Below are 22,513 nucleotides of genomic sequence, written 5' to 3' on the forward strand. Positions count from 1 at the left end.
ATGATGGACGACATTCAATGTTTCATATTATGGTCGAAATATAAATAGCCGCCAGTCGCTGTCGATCGGAGTTCCGCCATGCAGCCTTCCCGTGTTCTGTTGATCATCCTGATGCTGCTCACTGCGCTGGGCGAAACCTCCACGCAGTTGCTGATCCCTGCGCTGGGCGAGCTGGAGCGAGGCCTGCATGCCAAGCCCGGCAGCAGTCTGCTGGCGCTGTCGTTGTTCGTCGGTGCCTTTGGCCTTGGCCAGTTGTGGCTCGGGCCGCTGTCGGATCGACTGGGGCGCCGGCCGGTGTTGCTCGTTGGCTTGAGCCTCTATCTGCTGGCGACCCTGGGCATGCTGCTGGCACCCAATATCGAGATGCTGATCGGCATGCGCGTGCTGCAAGGTCTGGGCGCCTGTGCGGCGCTGGTGCTGGCGCGGGCCATCGTCCGCGATGTGTGGCAGGAGCAGGCGGGGCCAGCCCTAGCGCTAACCGTGCTGGGCATGTTCACGGCTATCGTGCTGTCGCCGGTGGTCGGTGGTCTGCTGACCCAGTACGGCGGCTGGCGCGCACCGCTATTGGCGACCCTGCTGCTCGGCAGCCTGGCTCTGCTATCGGTGCTTGGCCGCTACCGCGAGACGCATCTGCAGCGTGATCCCTTGGCGGGCCGGCTCAAGGGGCTGCTGGCCAACTATCTGCAGGTCTGGCCCAGCTGCCGCGCGCTGGCGCTGACCATCGCCTGCACCTATGGCGCGATGTTCGTCGTGGTGGCCGGCTCGTCGTCGGTGTACATCGGCCAGCTGGGGTTGAGCGCCGCGCAGTACGGGCTGACCTTTGCCCTGGTCGTTTCCGGCTTGCTCGGCGGTGCGCTGTTCACCCTACGTAACGTGCAACGCATGGGGCCGCAACGGGTAGTCGGCATCGGCGTGGCGCTGGTGCTGATCGGGTCGCTGCTGACCCTGGTGGTTTATCAGTTGTCCGGCCTGTCGCTGCTGGGGCTGTCGCTACCGCAGGTGTTGGTGACGCTGGGTGGCGGCATGCTGCTGCCCGCCGCCGTGGCCGGCGCGGTGATTCCCAATCCGCAGCGTGCCGGCTTGGCGGCAGGTTTGATGGGCTTCTCGCAGATGGCCGGCGCCACCCTGGCGGGGTTGCTGCTCGGCGCTCTGCAGGATGGCTCGGCTTGGCCTATGGTTGCCCTGAACACGCTGTTCGCCGTGCTGGCGTTTCTGTTCTTCCACCTTCTGCGTGTCCGCCCGGTCGTTACGGCTGCGGTGGTCGGCAAACTTCCCTGATTCGAGGACAAAGCAATGAGCAGCTATGACGTGGTCATCATCGGCGCCGGCCCCGGCGGTTACAACGCCGCCATTCGCGCCGGCCAACTGGGCCTGAAGGTGGCCTGCGTGGAAGGTCGCGAAACCCTTGGCGGCACCTGCCTGAACGTCGGTTGCATGCCGTCCAAGGCGCTGCTGCATGCCTCCGAACTCTACGAGGCGGCGGCCGGTGGTGAGCTCAGTGCACTGGGGGTAGAGGTTACGCCGACGCTCAACCTGGCGCAGATGATGAAGCAGAAGGCCGACAGCGTCGAAGCCTTGACCAAGGGTGTGGAATTCCTGTTTCGCAAGAACAAGGTGGAATGGGTCAAGGGCTGGGGACGCATCGACGGCCCTGGTCGGGTGCAGGTCAAGCTGCACGAGGGCGGCGAGCGCCTGCTGGAAACGAAGAACATCGTCATCGCCACTGGCTCCGAGCCGACGCCGCTGCCGGGCGTGACCATCGATAATGCGCGTATCCTCGATTCCACCGGTGCGCTGTCGTTGCCGGAAGTGCCCAAGCACCTGGTGGTGATCGGCGCCGGGGTGATCGGCCTGGAGCTGGGCTCGGTATGGCGCCGCCTGGGTAGCCAGGTCACCGTGGTGGAATACCTCGACCGCATCTGTCCCGGCCTGGATGGCGAGACCGCCAAGACCCTGCAACGCACCCTGGGCAAGCAGGGCATGAGCTTCAAGCTGGGTACCAAGGTCATGGGCGCGAAGGCGAGCAAGTCCGGCGTGACCCTGAGTCTGGAGCCTGCCGCTGGCGGTGCGAGTGAAACCCTGGAAGCCGACTACGTGCTGGTGGCCATCGGCCGGCGTCCCTACACCAAGGGGCTCGGTCTGGAGACTGTCGGCCTGAACACCGACAAGCGCGGCATGCTCGCCAACGAAAAACATCAGAGCGGCGTACCTGGCGTGTGGGTGATCGGTGACGTCACCTCCGGGCCGATGCTCGCGCACAAGGCCGAAGACGAGGCGGTGGCCTGCATCGAACGCATCGCCGGGCATAAGGCGGAGGTCAACTACGGGGTGATCCCCGGGGTGATCTACACCCGCCCTGAGGTGGCCAGCGTCGGCAAGGGCGAGGAGGAGCTGAAGGCAGAGGGTCGCGCCTACAAGGTGGGCAAGTTTCCCTTCACCGCCAACAGCCGGGCGAAGATCAACCACGAGACCGAAGGTTTCGTGAAGATTCTCGCCGACGCCAATACCGACCAGATCCTCGGCGTACACATGATCGGTCCGAGCGTGGGCGAGTTGATCGGTGAGTACTGCGTGGCCATGGAGTTCTCAGCCTCGGCCGAGGACATCGCGCTGACCTGTCATCCGCACCCGACCCGTTCCGAGGCCGGGCGCCAGGCGGCGATGGGCGTGCATGGCTGGACGATGCAGGCGTAAGGGAGAAGGGCTCGCGGCGTATCCCGCGCCGTGCGCAGTGGGAATTATCCTGATCGAGTCATTAGATCGGTGTGCGCGGCGCACCTGTGAGTGCCGCGTTTTTCTCTGGCTGGGCGAACTCTCAGGGGGCGCCTCGACAATCCTCTGGCTGCACCCTATTTCCCCAGGTTGTCGATGCTCAGGTAGAGCGATAACCACGGGTGCTCGGGTTGGGTGGTTTTGTTCTTTTCAATCAGGGAATGGATGAGCCTGAGGGGGAGGGTGTCCGAGGCCAGCTCTTCAACCGCGACATTCTTCCACGTCCCTGAGCCATCTTTGCCAACCATGAAAGCCAGGATGGGTTTGTCCTGGTTATTCAGGTTCTGATATTCCGGTAGGGTTGGCTCCCGACTGGGGTCATTGCGCAGCATCGACGCTGCATAGGCTTCCAACTCGGCCGCTGGTGGCCAGTTTCGCCAGGCTTTTTCTCCCTCACTCATGGTGCCGATCAACTGTGCGTCGCGCAGAAAGGCGGTTACCTGGAACCATGGGGCGGAACCATCTCGCCGTTGCAGCTCCTCGGCCAGATCATAGGTGGCATTGCGGTGCTGCATGTCGCGATTGGTCATTTCCAGAAAAGCCACTTGGCGTTCCGCTGCGGTAAATAGGCCGGAATCATCGAAGGAAATCTTTGAAAGCGTGACCCGGTCCAGTGCAGCGAACGGATTTTCCGCAGAGCGGCTGGGATGGAGTTTCTCTTCACCGTAGTGATTGCCGAGAAGATAGTTGGCCGCTTGTTGGGCCAGTATTTGCCGCTCCGGGCTCAGGTCCTGAGGGACTTCCTTGAGGAAGTCGGCATTCTTGCCGTGAGCCTTGATCTGCTGGTGATTGCTTTCCAGAAACTCATCGAAACCCACTGCCGCACTGGCCTTGCCCGCGGACTCGCTCTTGAGCAGCAAGGATATCTTCGAGGCTGCGGGAGAGAGGACTACCTTCACGCCAGCATCAGAACCCATGCTCTGTGGGGCGGGTGATGGCCTGGATTGATCGTCACGCTGAATAACGGCGCCAGCCATACCAGCCTTGAAAGAACGGTGTGCCAGCAGACCTTCCACGCTGAAGTTTGTCATTTCCACATCCCTTGGTTCTTGCTGTCCTGCGCGCGCAGTTAGCTACTGAGCCATGTGATGTAGATCGGCAGTTCGGCGGAGGTCTTGAGGCGCTATCACTTATTGGGCCTATACAGACCGGGGTGTCCGTAAGCATGAGCAACGGCATCGGTGCGCGTGGCGCACCTTGCGGGTAGAAACATGGCCCGGATGCAATCGGGCCATGTGACGTCAGAGTACGTGGTCGAGGTTCACCGGTTCGCCCGGTTGAACATTGAGCTTGTTGCGAATATCGGCGAACACCTTGTCGTACTCGTCATGGCCGCGCATCACCGGGCTGGCATTGGGGTTCAGGCCGTGGCGGGCGGCGATGCGGGTCGCCACGCTGGCGAAGTTGAAGGCAACGTCGCGGTGCAACTCGAACTCCTCCTCGAAACGCCGCCCGTCCACCTCGCCGACCAGGCGCATGTGCAACATCGGCCCGTGCTGCGGGTCTTTGCGAACGTCGTAGTAGAAGTCCACCGAGAAGGGTGGCAGCCGACGCATGTGCTCGGGACGGTCGTTATTGTCGCGGTGCAGGTGGCCCGGAGTGAACATGACCGAGCCCTCTCAGCGGTAGACGATGCCGGTGCAGTCGAGGCTGATGCGCGTGCCCGAACGACCCTGGACGATGGCATCGATGTTCTCCAGCGAGCCGATCACCGCACTGCTGCCAGTGTTGCGCGCGAACTCGCAGGCGGCTTGCACCTTGGGCCCCATCGAGCCGGAGGCGAAGCCGAGTTTTTCGATTTCATCGGGGTGAGCGGCGGCGATGGCTTTCTGTCCGGGCTTGCCCCACTCGATATAGGCAGCGTCGACATCGGTGGCGATCACCAGCAGGTCGGCATTCAGCTGTTCGGCCAGCAGTGCCGAGCACAGGTCCTTGTCGATAACCGCTTCGACGCCGCGTAGCTGCTTGCCGTCATACATGGTAGGAATGCCACCACCACCGGCGCAGATCACCACGCTGCCTTTTTCCAGCAGCCATTTGATCGGGCGTATTTCAAAGATGCGCTGCGGTCTGGGGCTGGCCACGACGCGGCGAAACTTGTCGCCGTCCGGGGCGATGCTCCAGCCTTTTTCGGTGGCCAGGCGTTCGGCCTCTGCCTGGGTGTAGACCGGGCCGATGGGTTTGGTGGGTTTCTGGAACGCAGGATCGGCACTGTCCACTTCGACCTGGGTGAGGATGGTGGCGAAGGGCACCTCGAACGGCAGCAGGTTGCCCAGTTCCTGTTCGATCATGTAGCCGATCATGCCTTCGGTCTCGGCGCCTAGCACGTCCAGCGGGTAGGGGTTGGCTGCGTCATAGGCGTTGCCTTGCAGGGCCAGCAGGCCGACCTGTGGGCCGTTGCCGTGGGCGATCACCAGCTCGTTGCCGGGCGCCACCTTGGCGATCTGCTTGCAAGCAATACGCACGTTTTCGCGTTGGTTTTCCGCGGTCATGGCTTCGCCGCGACGAAGCAGGGCGTTGCCGCCCAGGGCGATGACGAGTCGCATGATGTTCTCCTTGTCGATCAGGTTGACTCCGGGGTTGTGGTCTGAGATTCGGCGTCGCCGGCCAGACCCTATCCCCCCGGCCCCTCTCCCATCAGTGGGAGAGGGGAGACAAGCTCATCCCCCGGATTGCATCCGGGCTACGTGAACCTAGATATCAGCCAGGGTCGAGACCAGAATCGCCTTGATGGTGTGCATGCGGTTTTCCGCCTGCTCGAAGGCGATATTCCACGGCGACTCGAAGACGTCCTCGGTGACTTCGATGCCGTTCTTCAGGTTCGGATACTGTTCGGCGATCTGCTTGCCGACCTTGGTCTCGCTGTTATGGAAGGCCGGAAGGCAGTGCATGAACTTCACTCGCGGATTACCAGCGGCTTTCATGATCTCGACGTTGACCTGGTAGGGCAGTAGCTCCTTGATGCGCTCACCCCAGGCTTCCACCGGCTCACCCATCGATACCCAGACGTCGGTATGGACGAAGTCGACGCCCTTGACCGCTTCCTTCGGGTCTTCGGTGAGGGTGATACGTGCGCCACTCTCCTCGGCGAATTTCTTGCACGCGGCGACATGGTCATCGTGTGGCCAGAGTGCCTTGGGCGCGGCGATGCGTACGTCCATGCCGAGCTTGGCGCCGATCAGCAGCAGCGAATTACCCATGTTGTTGCGCGCGTCACCGAGGTAGGCGTAGGTGATGTCGTGTAGCGGCTTGTCGCTGTGTTCGCGCATGGTCAGTACGTCAGCGAGCATCTGCGTCGGGTGGTATTCGTCGGTCAGGCCGTTGAACACCGGTACGCCGGCGTAGGTAGCCAGTTCCTCGACGATTTCCTGTTTGAAGCCACGGTACTCGATGGCGTCGTACATGCGCCCGAGCACGCGGGCGGTGTCCTTCATCGATTCCTTGTGGCCGATCTGCGACGAGTTGGGGTCGATGTAGGTGACGTTGGCGCCCTGGTCGTAGGCGGCGACCTCGAAGGCGCAGCGGGTGCGGGTCGAGGTCTTCTCGAAGATCAGCGCGATGTTCTTGCGCTTGAGGTGCTGCTGCTCGGTACCGGTGTACTTGGCGCGTTTGAGATCGCGCGACAGGTCGAGCAGGTAACGCAGCTCGCGCGGGCTGTGGTGCATCAGGCTGAGCAGGTTGCGGTTGTGCATGTTGAAAGCCATGGTCTCTCTCCTTTTGGGGCGTCGAAACACCCCGGCGGCGGATGGCCACCGGGGCAGGCTGGATCAGTAATCGATAGGGTCGCGAATGATCGGGCAGGTCATGCAGTGACCGCCGCCACGACCGCGTCCCAGCTCGCTGGCGCTGATGGTGATGACCTCGACGCCGGCCTTGCGCAGCAAGGTATTGGTGTAGGTGTTGCGGTCGTAGCCGATGACCACGCCCGGCTCGAGGCAGACCACGTTGTTGCCGTCATCCCATTGCTCGCGCTCGGCCTCGTAGGCATCGCCACCGGTTTCCACCACGCGCAGCTGCTTGAGGCCCAGGCATTCGGCGACCACATCGACGAATGGCTTTTCCTCGCGGCGCAAGTCGATGCCGCCGGGGCGGCTTTCATCTGGACGCAGGGTGAAGGGCACGATGCTGTTGGCCACTTCCGGGAAGATGGTCACCAGATCGCGGTCGCAGAAGCTGAACACCGTATCCAGGTGCATGGCCGCACGTGAGCGACCGAGGCCGGCGACCACCACCCGCTCGGCTGCGCCCTTGGCGAACAGGGTGCGTGCCAACTGGCCGATGGCCTGGTGCGAGGTGCGTTCGCCCATGCCGATCAGCACGGTGCCGTTGCCGATGGGCATCACGTCGCCGCCTTCCAGGGTGGCCGAGCCATGATCCTTGTCCGGGTCGCCGAACCAGATCTCGAAGGGCTCGTTGGCGAAGTCCGGGTGGAATGTGTAGATGGCGCTGGCGAGCAGGGTTTCCTGACGACGTGCCGGCCAGTACATCGGGTTGAGGGTGACGCCGCCATAGATCCAGCAGGTGGTGTCGCGAGTGAACTGGGTGTTGGGCAGCGGCGGGAAGATGAAGCTGGCTTCGCCCAGGTAGGCGTTGAACATCTTCGCCGCCTCGGAATCCTTGTGCTTGGCCAGGTCGGCGCCGGAAACGCCACCGATCAGGAACTCGGCGATGCGCCGGGGCTCCAGGCTTTCGATGAAGGAACGCACTTCGTTCTGCAGGCCGGGGCCTACGCTGTTGGGGGTGATCTTGCGATCGAGAATCCACTTCAGTGCATTGGGATCGCTGACGGTCTCTTCCAGCAGATTGTGCATCTCCACGACTTCCACACCGCGTTCGCGCATCTTGGTCATGAAGTCGAAGTGATCGCGCTTGGCCTGCGATACCCATATCACGTCGTCGAACAGCAGTTCGTCGCAGTTGGCGGGAGTCAGGCGTAGATGGGCCAGGCCTGGTGAACAGACCATTACCTTGTGCAGTTTGCCGGCTTCGGAATGAACGCCGAGGGCTTTCTTGGACATGTCGAACTCCTTCTCGTAGAGCGAGTTTTCAGGCTGACCAGCGGCCCGCGCGGGCCGCTCCACGGCCAGCGGTGTTACAGACTCAGGAAGCCGTCATACAGCCCGTAGGCAGCAATGGCGGCACCGATCAGTACGGCGGCGAAAATCAGCTTTTCCAGGCCGGTGAACACGGGTTGCCCCAGTTCGCGTTTGGCCTTGGCGAAGAGAATCGCGCCAGGGGCATAGAGCAGCGCGGAGAGCAGCAGGTACTGGATACCGGCCGCGTATACCAGCCACACCGCGTAGAGGGTGGAAATCAGCGCGATCAGCAGGTCCTTGTTGCGCTCGCCGGCAGCCTTCTCGTAGGTCTCGCCGCGCACGGCCAGTAGCACCGCATAGGCGCTGGACCAGAAGTACGGCACCAGGATCATCGAGGTGGCCAGGTACAGCAGGCTCAGGTAGGTGGACGCGTTGAACAGGGTGATGATGAGGAACAGCTGGATCAGCCCGTTGGACAGCCACAGCGCATTGGCCGGAACGTGGTTGGCGTTCTCCTTGCGCAGGAACTCCGGCATGGTGTGGTCGCGGGCACTGGCGAAGAGAATCTCCGCGCACAGCAGGGTCCACGACAGCAACGCACCGGCTAGGGAGACGATCAGGCCGATGGAGATCAGCTGTGCACCCCAGGGGCCGACCACGTGTTCCAGCACACCGGCCATGGACGGGTTCTTCAAACCGGCCAGTTCGGCCTGGGCGAGGATGCCCTGGCTGAGCACGTTGACCAGCACCAGCAGCAGGAGCACGCCGACGAAGCCAAGCACTGTGGCCTTGCCAACGTCGCTGCGTTTCTCGGCTCGGGCCGAAAAGATGCTTGCACCCTCGATGCCGATGAACACCCAGACGGTGACCAGCATCATGTTGCGTACCTGATCCATCACGCTACCCAACTCGCTGTTGCCGTGGCCCCAGAAGTCAGCGGTGTAGACGTCGAACTTGAAGGCGATGGCGGCGATGATGATGAACAGCGCGAGCGGAACCATCTTGGCGATGGTGGTGACGGTGTTGATGAACGCCGCCTCCTTGATCCCGCGCAGCACCAAGAAGTGCAGCAGCCATAGCAGCAGCGAGGCGCAGATCACCGCCGGCAGGGTATTGCCTTCACCGAAGACCGGAAAGAAGTAACCCAGGGTGGAGAACAGCAGCACCATGTAGCTGACGTTGCCGATCCACGCGCTGATCCAGTAGCCCCAGGCCGAAGAAAAGCCCATGTAGTCACCGAAACCAGCCTTGGCGTAGGCATACACCCCACCATCGAGTTCGGGCTTGCGATTGGCCAGGGTCTGGAATACGAACGCCAGGGTCAGCATGCCGACCCCGGTGATCAACCAGCCGATCAGGGTGGCGCCGGCGCTGGCGCTGGCCGCAATGTTTTGCGGAAGAGAGAAGATACCGCCGCCGACCATCGAGCCGACTACCAGTGCGATCAACGCGGCGAGGCGGAGTTTTTGGGTCGAGTCTGACATCTCAATTACCTCCGTATCACAGGGAGACATAGGTATTGAGCGCGTTTGGCGAGCAGAACATCCTGACTTGAGTCAACAGTCAGGATTCGTCAACGCACATCCGTGTAGTAAGCGTTGTCGAGCACCTGATAAGCCTCAGGACTGCAGCTCTGGCGGGCGCGGCAAGGCGACCGTCCTGACACCATAGTCCGAACTTTTCGTTACGCAATGATGGCCAGTTGAGATGAAATCAGTATGGGGAGGGAAATGGGCGGGGCGTTTGGCCCCGCTCGAAGCACCGGCCGGGTAGGCTGGCGCAGACCCTAAGGTCACGAGGAGATGGCACGGCGCTGGGCGGGTAGCCCCTGCAGGCAGGTGCGCCGTGTGGGTACAGCATGCCGTAGAAAGCTTTCAGCCAGCTTTCCACGGCGTTGCCGCCATATGACGACTATCAGCCGATGGTCATCAGACTGGCGTTGCCGCCGGCCGCTGCGGTGTTGACGCTCAAGGCGTGCTCGATCAGCAGGCGTTCCAGCGGGATGTCGGTCTCGCCCTTGTTCAGGCCGTGTACACCGACGATGGCACCCTTGCGCTGCGCGGCTTGCTCGCTGACTGCGCGCAACTGGTCGGAGTCGCCGTGGTGCAGAATGGCGTCCAGCTCCACGTCGACGCTGTTCCAGTCGGCCACCAGTTGGATGTGCTTCTGCACTTCCTTCGGCAGCTCGCTGTACAGGGCGCGCTGGCTTTCCAGCCAGATCGCCTGGCTGCCGACTGCCAGGGTAGCAGCCAGTTGCGTCAGCAGGTCGCTGCGTTCGTCGGCCAGGTTCAGTACGTGCTCACGCGGCAGCAGGCTGTAGCTGTTGCGCTCGCCGGTCGGGCCGGTGAGGGCGTGGCTGCTGTAACTCTGCGACAGGCCGCGGTAGTGCTCGAACAGTGCGGCGACGGCCGGCTCCTGCTTGCCTGCCCACTCGGCGAAGGCGGCGCGTACATTGTCCAGCTCGGTCGGTGCTGGCAGTGCCTGCACTTCGGCCTGTTGCAGGTACTGGGCGACGGCCTCCTGCGGGCGGGTCGACAGCAGGCGATAGAGGTATAGCGGGCCGCCGGCTTTCGGGCCGGTGCCTGACAGGCCTTCACCACCGAACGGCTGCACGCCGACCACGGCGCCGACCATGTTGCGGTTGACGTACAGGTTGCCGACCTTGGCGGTGCCGACCACCTGGGCGATGGTCTCGTCGATGCGCGTGTGCACGCCGAGGGTCAGGCCGTAGCCGCTGTCGTTGATCTGCTGCAGCAGCTTGCCCAGATCGGCGCGCTGGTAGCGCACCACGTGCAGTACCGGACCGAAGATCTCGCGCTTCATTTCGTCGAAGCTGTCCAGCTCGATCAGGGTCGGCACGACGAAGGTGCCGCGCTTGATCTCGTCACCGTTGACGCGCGCCAGTTGAGTGACCTTGCGGCCTTTCTCGCGCAGCTTGGCAATATGGGTTTCGATGCCAGCCTTGGCTTCGGCGTCGATCACCGGGCCGATGTCGGTGTTCAGGCGCTCCGGGTTGCCGAGGCTGTATTCGGCCATGGCGCCCTTGAGCATGGTCAGCACGCGGTCGGCCACGTCGTCCTGCACGCACAGCACGCGCAGCGCCGAGCAGCGCTGGCCGGCGCTGTCGAAGGCGGAGGCGACCACGTCCATCACCACCTGCTCGGTCAGCGCCGAGGAATCGACGATCATGGCGTTGAGGCCGCCGGTTTCGGCGATCAGCGGAATGGTCCGGCCCTGGGCATCCAGGCGACCGGCGATGTTGCGCTGGAGGATGCCGGCCACTTCGGTGGAGCCGGTGAACATCACGCCACGCACGCGCTCGTCACCCACCAGGCGCGCACCAACGGTTTCGCCACGACCCGGCAGCAGTTGCACGGCGCCGGCCGGCACGCCGGCCTCGCGCAGGATGCGCACGGCCTGGGCGGCGATCAGCGGGGTCTGTTCGGCCGGCTTGGCCAGCACGGTGTTGCCGGCGGCCAGTGCGGCGCAGACCTGGCCGGTGAAGATTGCCAGGGGAAAGTTCCACGGGCTGATGCACACCACCGGGCCCAGCGGGCGGTGGCTGTCGTTGCCGAAGCTGCGTGCCTGAATGGCGTAGTAGCGGAGGAAGTCCACCGCCTCGCGCACTTCGGCGATGGCGTTGGCGAAGGTCTTGCCGGACTCGCGCACCAGCAGGCCCATCAGCTGTTGCAGCTCGGCTTCCATCAGGTCGGCGGCGCGTTCCAGCACGGCGGCGCGCTCGGCGGGCAGGGTGGACTGCCAGATCTGCCCACTGGCCAGGGCGCAGAGAATGGCGCTGTCGACGTCCTTGACGCTGGCTTCGCGCACATGGCCGACCAGGTCGCGATGATCGGCCGGGTTGCGCACCGGCTCCGGCTCGCCCGGATTGGCGCCATCGCAACCGAGCATCGGCTCGGCCAGGTAGCTGTGGTTGACGGTCGACAGCAGCGCCGAGGACAGCGAGCCGAGGCGGTGTTCGTTGGCCAGGTCGAGGCCGGCGGAGTTGACACGCTGCTTGCCGTACAGATCACGCGGCAGCGGGATGCGCGGGTGCGGCAGGCCGACGGTGCCTTCCTGCGCGGCCATCTGCTCGACCTGCTGCACCGGATCGAGTACGAGGTCTTTCAGCGAGATGCTGTGGTCGGCGATGCGGTTGACGAAGCTGGTGTTGGCGCCGTTTTCCAGCAGGCGACGTACCAGGTAGGCCAGCAGGGTTTCATGGCTGCCGACCGGGGCGTAGATGCGGCACGGGCGGTTCAGCTTGCCATCGGCGATCTTGCCGACCACTTGCTCGTACAGCGGCTCGCCCATGCCGTGCAGGCACTGGAACTCGTACTGGCCCGGGTAGTAGTTCTGCCCGGCCAGGTGATAGATGGCCGACAGCGAGTGGGCGTTGTGCGTGGCGAACTGCGGGTAGATGGCTTCCGGCGCGGCCAACAGTTTGCGCGCACAGGCGATGTAGGAGAGGTCGGTGTACGGCTTGCGGGTGTACACCGGGTAGCCTTCCAGGCCATTGACCTGGGCCAGCTTGATCTCGCTGTCCCAGTAGGCGCCTTTCACCAGGCGGATCATCAGGCGGTGGCGGCTGCGCTTGGCCAGGTCGATGACGTAGTCGATCACGTACGGGCAGCGCTTCTGGTAGGCCTGGATGACGAAGCCGATGCCGTTCCAGCCGGCCAGGCTCGGCGCGAAGCACAGGCGCTCGAGCAGATCCAGCGACAGCTCCAGGCGGTCGGCTTCCTCGGCGTCGATGTTGATGCCGATGTCGTACTGCTTGGCCAGTTGGGTCAGACCCAGCAGGGTCGGGTACAGCTCGTCCATTACGCGCTCGTACTGGGCGCGGCTGTAGCGGGGGTGCAGGGCGGACAGCTTGATCGAGATGCCCGGGCCTTCGTAGATGCCGCGACCGTGCGAGGCCTTGCCGATGGCGTGGATGGCCTGCTCGTAGGAGGCCAGGTAACGCTTGGCGTCTTCTTCGGTCAGCGCGGCTTCACCGAGCATGTCGTAGGAATAGCGGAAGCCTTTGGCCTCCAGGTTGGATGCATTGGCCAGGGCTTCGGCGATGGTTTCGCCGGTGACGAACTGTTCGCCCATCAGGCGCATGGCCATGTCCACACCCTTGCGGATGACCGGCTCGCCGCTCTTGCCGATGATGCGGTTGAGCGCCGAGGTCATGCCGGCTTCGGTGTGGGTCGACACCAGCTTGCCGGTGATCAGCAAGCCCCAGCTGGCCGCGTTGACGAACATCGACGGGCTCTGGCCGAGGTGCTGGCTCCAGTTGCCGTTGGCGATCTTGTCGCGAATCAGCGCGTCGCGGGTGGCCTTGTCGGGGATGCGCAGCAGGGCTTCGGCCAGGCACATCAGCGCCACGCCTTCCTGCGACGACAGCGAGAACTCCTGCAGCAGGCCCTGCACCAGCCCCTGACGGCCGCTGGCGTTCTTCTGGTTGCGCAGCTTTTCGGCGATGCCCAGGGCCAGCTTCTGCGAGGCTTCGGCTTGCTCCGGGTTCAGGCGCGCCTGCTCCAGCAGCATCGGTACCACTTCGGTTTCCGGGCGGCGGTAGGCGCTGGTGATGGCGGCGCGCAGCACCGACTGCGGCAGGATGCTCTCGGCGAAATCCAGGAATACCTGCAAGCCCTGCTCGGTCAGCGACTCCAGCGCCTCTTCACCGGCGGCAGCGGCCAGGCCGGCGTGCTCGGCGGGCGTCAGGCCACTCTCGACTTGCTCCAGATAATTGAAGATCGCCTGCTTGATCATCCAGTGCGGCGTGCGGTCGATCTGCGCGGCAGCCTTTTTCAGGCGTTCGCGGGTGGCATCGTCGAGTTTCACGCCAAGAGTGGTAGTAGCCATGGGGAGTCCTACTTATTGTCAGGTTATGCACGGTAGAAAATTGCCGAAGCAATTTTTGACGTCGCCCTGCGACGGCCCGAAGAGTTGCCGCCTTCGATGCGGGCAGCAAAAAAGCTGCGGGAGAGTAAACCCGTAAATATGTAGGGTGCAACTAGGTGCAACCAATAATTGTCGTGGGCCGACGAACGTCTAATCTCATGGCTCATGAACGCTGCCGCTAAAGCCCGGCGCCGCAGACAATAGGTCATGAGTAGCGCAAAGCGGGCTGAAACCGGTGGGGAGACTTTGTGGTGCAACCTTGGTGCTACCCGATCGTCGGCAAGGTATTGCCTTTTGATCAGGGTAGACCGCTGGAAAGGGGACGGTGGTGCGAGGTGACGGATTGCATGCGCCGGGTAGCGCCAGGCGCAGATCAGTAGCGGCAGTCTTCGCCGATGCGTTGATAGATCAGAGTGTGCTGTTCGCCTTTGGAGTCCAGGTAGACCATTCGGGCTTCACCCGTTTCGCAGCCTTGCGGCAGGGTCTGGCTGATGATTCTGGCGATGTCCAGGTGCATCCCATAGTGGTAGTGCTCGGGTGTTTCGGCGTGTGCCAGGGTAGCGGTGCAGGCGAAAGCGAGTAGGCAGGCGATACGTTTCATGTTGGCCTCGATTGGGAGAAAAGGCCGTGTCAGCGGCCTCGGGGGCGCCAGTCAGGTGCTCGGCCGGCACCCGGTAAGCCTTGTTTCAGCCGTGATGATCGGTGCTCTGCGAGCCCGTGGTCTGCGCTTGCTGGGTGGTTGTGGTGTGCGGTTGTTGCTGGTGGGCCTGCTGATGGGCGACGAATGCAGCCGACTCTTCGGCAAGGCAGGCCTGGGCGGCCAGTAGAGTGGAGAGAGACAGGCCAGCAGCAGTGATGAGGTTCTTCATGGGGGATCCTCTCGGGATTCTTCGTGGGGTCGAAGTCATCCTAGTGAGGCATCGGGGTCGGAAAAAGAGCGTTGCGGGTGAATGACTCTTACTTCTCGCGCAACAATTTATCGGGCGTCGCCCAGTATCGCGTGTCGTCCAATACCGCTTCGTCAGCGCGCAGCAGCGGTGGCAGTTCGGCCTTGAGAAAGTCCACCCAAGTGCGCGTCTTGGCATCGAGAAAGCGACGCGACGGATACATCGCATAGATGTTCAGGGCGCGCAGGCGGTGCTGCGGCAGGATACGCAGCAGTCGCCCCTCGCGCAGCGGCTGACTGGCGACGAACGATGGCAGCAGGCAAAACCCCATGCCCGCCTGCGCTGCCTTGACCAGAGCCTCGGCGACGTTGACCTGAAAGCATTCGGCTGGCAAGGCATCCAGCTGCTCGTCACCGAAATCCCACTGGCCGCGGTACTGCGGGTCGGTCAGCCGCAGGTAGCGGTGTTGCTGCAGATCGCTCGGTCGTTGTGCGATGCCGTGTTTGGCCAGGTAGCTGGGGGCGGCGCAGAGCACGCTGTACACCGGGCCGAGACGTTGTGCGACCAGTTGCGAATCCGGCAGGTCGCGGGCGAAGGCGACGGTCACGTCGTGGCCGTCTTCGAGAAGATCCGGCGTGCGTTGCGCCAGGGTGAGCTCGACCACCACCTGTGGATAACGCTCGGCGTAGCGGGCGATCAGTGGCGTCAGGTGCTGCAGGCCGAGGCCGGTCATGGTGTGTACGCGCAGGCGGCCACTGGGCGTGAGGTGGGCGCCGCGTGCTTCGGCATCGGCTTCGTCGATCTGGCCGAGAATCTGTCGGCTGCGTTCCAGATAGCGCTCGCCGGTTTCGGTCAGGGCCAGGCGGCGAGTGGTGCGCTGCAGCAGGCGCGCTTGCAGATGCTGCTCCAGATCGGCGATCAGGCGTGACACCTGAGCAGTCGACAGATCCAGCGCCTGAGCTGCTGCAGTGAAACTGCCGCGCTCGACCACCTGAATGAACACGCGCATCGCATGCAAGGTATCCATTGTTGCTCCTGGCGTAAGAGGGTCTGACGCATTATGCGCGTCCTGCCGCTACAGCACGCCAAGGATCAACTGCGCCGCCACCGCGAACATCATCGCAGCCACACCCAGATCGATCAGGCGCCAGGTCAGCGGCTTCGCCAGCCACGGCGCCAGCCAGGCCGCACCAAGAGCCAGAGCGCTGAACCAGAGAAAGGACGCGCTGGCCGCTCCTGCCGCATAGGCGCCGGGCTCGGGTTGCTGAGCACCGAGCGAGCCGATCAGCAACACGGTATCCAGATAGACGTGCGGGTTGAGCAGGGTGACCGCCAGCGCTGCGAGCATCACCGCGCGAAGCGAACGTGGTTCGCTGCCAGCCGCCTGCAGTGACTGTGGGCGGGCGGCGCGCAGCAGCGCCTGGCTGCCGTACCACATGAGGAAGGCAGCGCCGCCCCAGCGGGCGATTGCCAGCAGCGTCGGGCTCTGCGTCAGCAGTGTGGCGAGGCCGAACACGCCGGCCGCCACCAGTGCCGCGTCGCAGGCGATGCACAGCGCGGCCACCGGCAGGTGGTGTTCGCGGCGCAGGCTTTGCGCCAGGACGAAGGCGTTCTGTGCGCCGATGGCCATGATCAGGCCGATGGCCACCAGCAGGCCGTTACTGTAGCTCTGCCACATCACGCGTGCTCCGGCAGGGAGGCCGCTGACAGAGCGCGCAGGGTGGAAAGCGCCTTTTCGGCTCGTTCGCAGGGCACGAACAGGTGGTCGTGGTGAAAGCCTGCGACCACGTTGCAACTGATCCCCGCCTGCGCCAGGGCGGTGGAGAAGGAAGCGGTCAAACCGACAGCGGCCAGCGACGAATGCACCTCAAGGGTGATCCAGGCCGCGACGTAGTCGTAGCTCAGGTTGTACGCGTCGGCGGCCTCGCGCGGCAGCACCAGGCTCAGGCCTTCGGTTTCGCGCAGGCTGGCGATGGGTTGCAAGCCGCTGCAGTCATACCCGGACGGGACGCAGCAGAACACATACTGACCGGGGTTGAGCTGCGGCGTCATGCCTTGCAACAGGCGCGCGAGATTGGTTTCGCCAGACATGGCAGGCTCCTGATTGGGTGAGTGCTAGCGAGTCTGCTGCGACTGGATGTATAAGAGAAACAAATATTGCTGATTGCTCATTAGGAAAATCGATGTTCGACTACAAACTGCTGGCTGCTCTGGCAGCAGTGGTGGAGCAGGCCGGCTTCGAGCGCGCTGCGCAGGTGCTGGGGCTGTCGCAGTCTGCCGTTTCGCAGCGCATCAAGTTGCTCGAGGCGCGCGTCGGTCAGCCGGTGCTGGTGCGTGCATCTCCCCAGCACCCACCGACATTGGTCGACGCCTGCTCAACCACGTGCAGCAAGTGCGCCTGCTCGAACGCGACCTGCAGGGCCAGGTGCCGGGGCTGGATGAACAGGCCTTGCCCGAGCGTCTGCGCATCGCCATCAACGCCGATAGCCTGGCTACCTGGTGGGCGGCGGCAACGGCCGAGTTCTGCGCCGCCCAGCAGGTGTTGATGGAGCTGGTGGTTGAGGACCAGGAAGTGGGTCTCAAGCGCATGCGTGCGGGTGAGGTGGCCGGCTGCGTGTGTGCTGCCGAGCGTCCGGTGGCGGGCGCGCGCAGCCTGGCGCTAGGGGCGATGCGTTATCGCGCGCTGGCCAGCCCGGCCTTCGTTTCCCGGCACTTTTCCTCTGGCGTTACCGCCGAGTCGTTGGCGCGTGCCCCAGCTATCGTCTACGGCCCTGATGATCAACTGCAGCACCGCTACCTCGCAGGGCTGGGGGTGACCGGAGCCTTTGCCTATCACCTGTGCCCGTCGTCGGAAGGATTCGTGCGCCTGGCCGAAGGCGGCCTGGGCTGGGGTCTGGTGCCGGAGTTGCAGGTGCGTGAGGCATTGGTCGGTGGCCGGCTGGTGGAGCTGGTGCCGGAGCGCTTCATCGATGTGCCGCTGTACTGGCACCACTGGCGCAACGGCGGTGAACTGCTCGGCGAGCTGACCGAGCAACTGCGTCGCCACTCGGCTTCGGTGCTGGTGTCGCTGCACTCATAGGCGGCCTGCAGAGTCGTAGTTCTGGCCGCCGCCGACAGCGCAGGGCGAACCGAGCGCTGCTAGAGTTCGGCCATTACAAGAATCAGTGTTTGGGGGATGCGATGAAGATTCTGGTCACCGGCTCGAGTGGTTTCATCGGTGGGCGCTTCGCACGTTTCGCGCTCGAACAGGGCCTGGCGGTGCGGGTCAACGGCCGCCGTGCCGAAGGTGTGCAGCACCTGATCAAGCGCGGTGCCGAGTTCGTCCAGGGCGATCTGGGCGATGCCGAGCTGGCCCAGGCGCTGTGCCAGGATGTCGAGGCCGTGGTGCACTGTGCCGGCGCCGTGGGGGTGTGGGGCGACTACGGACATTTCCATCAGGCCAATGTGACGGTCACCGAGAACATCGTCGACGCCTGCCTCAAGCAGAAAGTGCAGCGCCTGGTGCACCTGTCTTCACCCTCGATCTACTTCGATGGGAAATCCCATGTCGATATCCGCGAGGAGCAGGTGCCCAAGCGTTTTTCCGATCACTACGGCAAAACCAAGCACCTGGCCGAGCAGCAGGTGTTCGCCGCGCAGGAGTTCGGCCTGGAGGTGGTCGCCCTGCGCCCGCGTTTCGTTACCGGGGCGGGCGATACCAGCATCTTCCCGCGCTTGATCGGTATGCAACGCAAGGGTCGCCTGGCGATCATCGGCAATGGTCTGAACAAGGTCGACTTCACCAATGTGCACAATCTCAACGATGCCTTGCTTAGCTCGTTGCAAGTGGGCAGAGCGGCACTTGGTCAGGTGTACAACATCAGCAATGGCGCGCCGGTGCCGTTGTGGGATGTGGTCAACTACGTGTTGCGTCGCCTGGAGCTACCACCGGTAACCCGGCATGTGCCGTTTCCGCTGGCCTATGCTGCGGCGACGCTCAACGAGGGCGTGTGTCGCCTGTTGCCCGGTCGTCCCGAACCGAGCCTGTTCCGTCTGGGCGTGGCGGTGATGGCCAGGGATTTTTCCCTGAACATCGATCACGCCCGTGAGTACCTCGGCTATGAGCCCAGGGCCAGCCTGTGGGATGCACTGGATGAGTTCTGCACCTGGTGGCAGGCGCAGATGGGGCATCAGGCGTAGATGCGCTGGCCGCGATAGATGCGCACCGAGCCGGTGGCGCTGCCGACCGGCAGCTCGACTGCAGCCACGGGTGAAACGATGCGCTGCGGTTGATCGGACAACTCCGCCAGGCGCCTGCCCAGGCTACGGGTTTCTTCATCATCGGACTTGAGGCTGCCATCGAGCATGGCACCGATGGCGTTGGGCTGGCTGAGGCGAATGTCCACCGCCTGCTCTTCGCGTAGGCGACGACGCAGCGCTTTCATGCAGTCCAGTACTTCTTTGTTCAGTTCCATCGCGACTTCCCCCGGTTGGTTGAAGGGGCACGGGTTGTGGCGTTCCTCGCCCGCCGTGTCCTGGCCAGCCACTTCCCGGTGGCTGTCACACGTATTTTCGTGCTGAGTGCATTGCAGAACTTTCAGGCCGCATGCTGGCTCGTGAGCGACGCGCTATCGGCGCATTCACGACAGGATCAAAAGCAAAGTGCGTACCAGTTCAAGTTTTGCGGAACTGCCGGGCTGCAGGCGAGTCGATGGCCCTGTCGCGCCCTTCGTCGGTGCGCCGCGCACCTGCTTGGCGCGACGCTGATGGCATAGTGGCGAATCGGTATACTGCGCGGCATTTCCGTTTCTACGTTCCAACCATAGGTCCGACCATGCGCAACGACGCCAACGACGAGCTCGACAACCTGCCCAGCCTGACCCCGGAACGCCGCGAGGATTTCGCCGAGCCGCGTGAGGAACCGGCCCCGCGCAGCAGCCGCATGACCAGCAGCAAGGCGCCAGTGGTCAAGGGCGCCAGCACCGGGCCGCTGTGGGCATTGGTCGGTGCACTGAGCTTCGCCCTGGCTGGCCTGGGCTGGTGGAGCCTGCAACAGATCGGCCTGATGGAGCAGCGCCTGGTGGCGACCCAGGAAAGCTTCGCGCGCATCAGCGAAGAGGCCGCCGGACGCATTCAGGATATTTCCGGCAAGGTGGTAGCGACCGAATCCAGCGTCACTAGCGGCAGCGAGGCGCTTAAGCTGCAGGTCAAGCAACTGGAAACGCGTCTGGCCGAGCTGAGCAAGCAGCAACAGCAGAGCGCCACCGCGCAGGCCGCGCTGGACAAGCGCGTCGAGCAACTTGGCAGCGAACTGAAGGGTGGCATTGGTGCCAGCGCCGATTTCGACAAGCGCCTGCAGGCGCTCTCCGCCGAGCAGGCGGCGCTGAAGGCCGCGCAGGGTGATGCCAAGGCGACCCAGGCCGAGCTGGCCAAGCTCGATACCCGGATCAAGGCGCTTGGTGGCGATATCGATGCGCTGAAGAAGCAGGGCAACCCTGCCCAGGCCATCCGCAACCTGGAGCAGGATCTGTTGGTACTGCGCAGTGAGCTGGACAATCGCCCGGCCGCCAGCGCGGGCCCCGGCACCGCCGAGTTCGATGCCTTCCGCGCGCAGATGACGCGCAACATCAACACCCTGCAGAGCCAGGTGGCGAATCTGCAGCAGCAGCTCAATCAGCGCTGAGGCAATTCGCTAAATGAACAAGCCCCGCAATGCGGGGCTTGTTCATTTATTGGTCGCGGCTAAAGCCCCTCCCATGGGATGTCGCTTGCGGGAGGTGCTTAAGCTGCGATCTTACAGGCGCGGATAGTCGATATAGCCGACCGGGCCCGAGCCGTAGAAGGTTTCCGGATGCGGCTCGTTCAGCGCTGCGTCCTGTGCCAGGCGCTCCGGCAGGTCCGGGTTGGCGATGAAGGGGATACCGAACGCCACGGCGTCGGCCTTGCCTTCAGCCAGCCAGGCGTTGGCCTGATCCTTGGTGAAGCGCTCGTTGGCGATGAACACACCGCCGAATTCCTTCTTCAGTTGCGGTGTCAGGCTGTCGTCACCTGCCTTCTCGCGGGCGCAGATGAAGGCGATGCCGCGTTTGCCCAGTTCACGGGCCACGTAGCCGAAGGTTTCGGCGCGGTTGGCGTCGCCCATGTCGTGCGAGTCGGCGCGCGGCGCCAGGTGCACGCCGACGCGGCCGGCGCCCCACACGGAAATGGCGGCATCCGTCACTTCCAGCAGCAGGCGCGCACGGTTCTCGAGGCTGCCGCCGTAGCGGTCGGTGCGCTGGTTGGTGCTGCTCTGCAGGAACTGGTCGAGCAGGTAGCCATTGGCGCCGTGGATTTCCACGCCGTCGAAACCGGCGGCCATGGCGTTTTCGGCGCCCTGACGATACGCCTCGACGATGTCGGCGATCTCTTCGGTTTCCAGGGCGCGCGGGGTGACATAGTCCTTGATCGGACGCACCAGGCTGACATGGCCGGCTGGCTTGATCGCGCTGGGAGCGACCGGCAGTTCGCCGTTCAGGTAGATCGGGTCGGAGATACGGCCGACGTGCCACAGCTGCAGAACGATCTTGCCGCCGTTGGCGTGCACTGCCTGGGTGATATTGCTCCAGCCACGGACCTGCTCGTCGGACCAGATGCCGGGCGTTTTCGGGTAGCCCACGCCCATTGGCGTGACGGCGGTGGCCTCGCTGATGATCAGGCCAGCCGATGCGCGCTGGGTGTAGTACTCGGCCATCAGCGCGTTGGGTACGCGGCCTTCGTCGGCGCGGCAGCGAGTGAGCGGCGCCATGATGATGCGGTTGTTCAGGTGCAGATCACCGATCTGGATGGGGGCGAACAGTGTGGGCATGTGATGTCTCCGAAGGAAAGGTCAAATCAGAGTTGCTGGCCTAGGCGCTCGACGAAGGTTTGGATCAGCTCGTCGTTACGCTTGAAGAAGTGCCACTGACCGACTTTGCGACTGGTCACCAGACCGGCGCGCTGCAGGGTGGTCAGATGGGCGGAAACGGTGGATTGCGAAAGCCCGGTGCGCAGGAAGATCTTGCCCGCGCACACGCCGATTTCCAGCGGATGATCCTGTTCGGCGAAGTGGCGCTCAGGCTCCTTCAGCCAGTCGAGGATGTCGCGGCGTACCGGGTGGGCAAGGGCCTTGATGATGGCGTCGAGGTCGATATCCATGATGTGTGGGCCGTGTTTCGTCATGTGGCGAACCTTATATCGTCTCTGAGCGATATACAGATCGTTTGTTCCGATAGTCTCCATCAACCGCTTCGATTGTCCCGCCGACGGCGTTAAGCTCCGGGAATGAACTACCTCGCCCATCTGCATCTCGGCGGTGACGCGCCGTCACAGCTACTCGGCAGCCTTTATGGCGATTTCGTCAAAGGCCCGCTCAACGGGCGCTGGCCGGCGCAGATCGAGGCGGCCATTCGCCTGCACCGGCGTATCGACGCCTTCACCGACAGCCACCCACTGCAAACCCGCGCACGGGCGCGCTTTCCCGTCGAGCGGCGAAGAACGGCCGGCATGCTGCTGGACCTGTTCTTCGATCATTGCCTGGCTCGTGACTGGCCGATGTACGCGACGCAGCCGCTGGATCACTTCACCGGTCGGGTATACCGGGTACTGGCTGCCGAGCCTAAACTGCCGGGGCGTCTGGCGCTGATGGCACCGCGCATGGCGGCGCAGGACTGGCTCGGCAGCTACCGCGAGTTCGCCGTGCTGGAACAGGTGATCGCCGGCATGCAGCGACGCCTGTCCAAACCGCAGTTGCTCGATGGCAGCCTGAGCGAACTGGAGCGCCTGTACGAACCGCTCAGCGAGGACTTTCGCGCCTTCTACCCTGAGTTGATGGCCTTCGCTGAGGCCGAGCTGGGCGGGAGCGAGCCCTAGCCCGGATGCAAATCCGGGGGGAGCGGCATCCCCGCTCGCCGCTGAAGCGCCTCCCACAGAAGC

General features: G+C 63.8%; 20 protein-coding genes and 1 pseudogene. 6 read left to right on the forward strand and 15 right to left on the reverse strand.

The features are described 5' to 3' along the window. Positions 1-78: 78 nt before the first annotated feature. Both EL191_RS05850 and lpdA read left to right on the forward strand, forming a co-directional pair. Entirely contained in the window at positions 79-1,278 is a 1,200-nt protein-coding gene (locus EL191_RS05850) for a Bcr/CflA family efflux MFS transporter (protein ID WP_041977284.1), read from the forward strand. Positions 1,279-1,293: 15 nt separating this feature from the next. Then, positions 1,294-2,694, forward strand: coding sequence for a dihydrolipoyl dehydrogenase (lpdA, locus tag EL191_RS05855; protein WP_041977286.1), 1,401 nt, complete (start codon positions 1,294-1,296; stop codon positions 2,692-2,694). Positions 2,695-2,849: 155 nt separating this feature from the next. On the opposite strand, the gene EL191_RS05860 is transcribed toward lpdA, so the two are convergent. The 12 genes from EL191_RS05860 to EL191_RS05915 form a co-directional block, all read right to left on the reverse strand. Beyond that, positions 2,850-3,803, reverse strand: a complete 954-nt coding sequence (locus EL191_RS05860; RefSeq protein WP_041977288.1) for a hypothetical protein — start codon at positions 3,801-3,803, stop codon at positions 2,850-2,852. Positions 3,804-4,013: 210 nt separating this feature from the next. Continuing rightward, positions 4,014-4,379, reverse strand: coding sequence for a DUF5064 family protein (locus tag EL191_RS05865; protein ID WP_041977290.1), 366 nt, complete (start codon positions 4,377-4,379; stop codon positions 4,014-4,016). 12 nt (positions 4,380-4,391) lie between these two features. Beyond that, complete coding sequence (arcC, locus tag EL191_RS05870) at positions 4,392-5,318, reverse strand: carbamate kinase (protein ID WP_013714296.1); 927 nt, start codon at positions 5,316-5,318, stop codon at positions 4,392-4,394. A gap of 147 nt (positions 5,319-5,465) precedes the next feature. Next, a complete protein-coding gene (locus EL191_RS05875) occupies positions 5,466-6,476 on the reverse strand; it encodes an ornithine carbamoyltransferase (protein ID WP_041977292.1) in 1,011 nt (336 codons plus the stop codon). A gap of 63 nt (positions 6,477-6,539) precedes the next feature. After that, positions 6,540-7,790 (reverse strand): arginine deiminase, encoded by a 1,251-nt coding sequence (gene arcA / locus EL191_RS05880; RefSeq protein WP_041977294.1) that lies wholly within the window; start codon positions 7,788-7,790, stop codon positions 6,540-6,542. A gap of 74 nt (positions 7,791-7,864) precedes the next feature. After that, positions 7,865-9,292 (reverse strand): arginine-ornithine antiporter, encoded by a 1,428-nt coding sequence (gene arcD / locus EL191_RS05885; protein WP_013714299.1) that lies wholly within the window; start codon positions 9,290-9,292, stop codon positions 7,865-7,867. A 430-nt stretch (positions 9,293-9,722) separates the two neighbouring features. Continuing rightward, positions 9,723-13,658: a trifunctional transcriptional regulator/proline dehydrogenase/L-glutamate gamma-semialdehyde dehydrogenase gene (gene putA / locus EL191_RS05890; RefSeq protein WP_041977297.1), complete on the reverse strand. Its 3,936-nt coding sequence runs from the start codon at positions 13,656-13,658 to the stop codon at positions 9,723-9,725. Positions 13,659-14,070: 412 nt separating this feature from the next. Continuing rightward, positions 14,071-14,298: a DUF2790 domain-containing protein gene (locus EL191_RS05895; protein ID WP_013714301.1), complete on the reverse strand. Its 228-nt coding sequence runs from the start codon at positions 14,296-14,298 to the stop codon at positions 14,071-14,073. A gap of 85 nt (positions 14,299-14,383) precedes the next feature. After that, positions 14,384-14,566: a hypothetical protein gene (locus EL191_RS05900; RefSeq protein ID WP_041977300.1), complete on the reverse strand. Its 183-nt coding sequence runs from the start codon at positions 14,564-14,566 to the stop codon at positions 14,384-14,386. 88 nt (positions 14,567-14,654) lie between these two features. After that, a complete protein-coding gene (locus tag EL191_RS05905; protein WP_041977303.1) occupies positions 14,655-15,611 on the reverse strand; it encodes a LysR family transcriptional regulator in 957 nt (318 codons plus the stop codon). A 48-nt stretch (positions 15,612-15,659) separates the two neighbouring features. Beyond that, positions 15,660-16,262, reverse strand: a complete 603-nt coding sequence (locus tag EL191_RS05910) for a LysE/ArgO family amino acid transporter (RefSeq protein WP_017361848.1) — start codon at positions 16,260-16,262, stop codon at positions 15,660-15,662. Continuing rightward, the gene (locus tag EL191_RS05915; protein ID WP_041977305.1) at positions 16,262-16,675 is read right to left on the reverse strand and encodes an ACT domain-containing protein; all 414 of its coding nucleotides are present in this window, start codon (positions 16,673-16,675) and stop codon (positions 16,262-16,264) included. Before EL191_RS05915 ends, EL191_RS05910 begins: the two co-directional genes overlap by 1 nt. A gap of 92 nt (positions 16,676-16,767) precedes the next feature. On the opposite strand from EL191_RS05915, the pseudogene EL191_RS05920 reads away from it, so the two are divergent. Both EL191_RS05920 and EL191_RS05925 read left to right on the forward strand, forming a co-directional pair. After that, a pseudogene (locus tag EL191_RS05920) lies at positions 16,768-17,663 on the forward strand (LysR family transcriptional regulator ArgP). 101 nt (positions 17,664-17,764) lie between these two features. Continuing rightward, on the forward strand, positions 17,765-18,763 hold the full coding sequence (locus EL191_RS05925; protein ID WP_041977309.1) for an NAD-dependent epimerase/dehydratase family protein: 999 nt from the start codon (positions 17,765-17,767) through the stop codon (positions 18,761-18,763). Here the strand turns inward: EL191_RS05925 and EL191_RS05930 are convergent. Beyond that, positions 18,754-19,038 (reverse strand): hypothetical protein, encoded by a 285-nt coding sequence (locus tag EL191_RS05930; RefSeq protein WP_041977311.1) that lies wholly within the window; start codon positions 19,036-19,038, stop codon positions 18,754-18,756. The two genes, EL191_RS05925 and EL191_RS05930, sit on opposite strands and share 10 nt — an antisense overlap. A gap of 359 nt (positions 19,039-19,397) precedes the next feature. Here EL191_RS05930 and EL191_RS05935 point away from each other — a divergent pair, with 359 nt between their 5' ends. Further along, positions 19,398-20,246 (forward strand): coiled-coil domain-containing protein, encoded by an 849-nt coding sequence (locus EL191_RS05935; RefSeq protein WP_041977313.1) that lies wholly within the window; start codon positions 19,398-19,400, stop codon positions 20,244-20,246. Positions 20,247-20,357: 111 nt separating this feature from the next. Here EL191_RS05935 and EL191_RS05940 read toward each other — a convergent pair whose 3' ends face one another. Further along, a complete protein-coding gene (locus EL191_RS05940; RefSeq protein WP_041977315.1) occupies positions 20,358-21,407 on the reverse strand; it encodes an alkene reductase in 1,050 nt (349 codons plus the stop codon). Between the two features lie 26 nt (positions 21,408-21,433). After that, a complete protein-coding gene (locus tag EL191_RS05945) occupies positions 21,434-21,736 on the reverse strand; it encodes an ArsR/SmtB family transcription factor (RefSeq protein ID WP_041977631.1) in 303 nt (100 codons plus the stop codon). Between the two features lie 126 nt (positions 21,737-21,862). On the opposite strand from EL191_RS05945, the gene EL191_RS05950 reads away from it, so the two are divergent. Continuing rightward, on the forward strand, positions 21,863-22,450 hold the full coding sequence (locus tag EL191_RS05950) for an acyl carrier protein phosphodiesterase (protein ID WP_041977317.1): 588 nt from the start codon (positions 21,863-21,865) through the stop codon (positions 22,448-22,450). The last annotated feature ends 63 nt before the right edge of the window (positions 22,451-22,513 follow it).

The organism is Pseudomonas mendocina (assembly GCF_900636545.1).
Classification (GTDB): domain Bacteria; phylum Pseudomonadota; class Gammaproteobacteria; order Pseudomonadales; family Pseudomonadaceae; genus Aquipseudomonas; species Aquipseudomonas mendocina.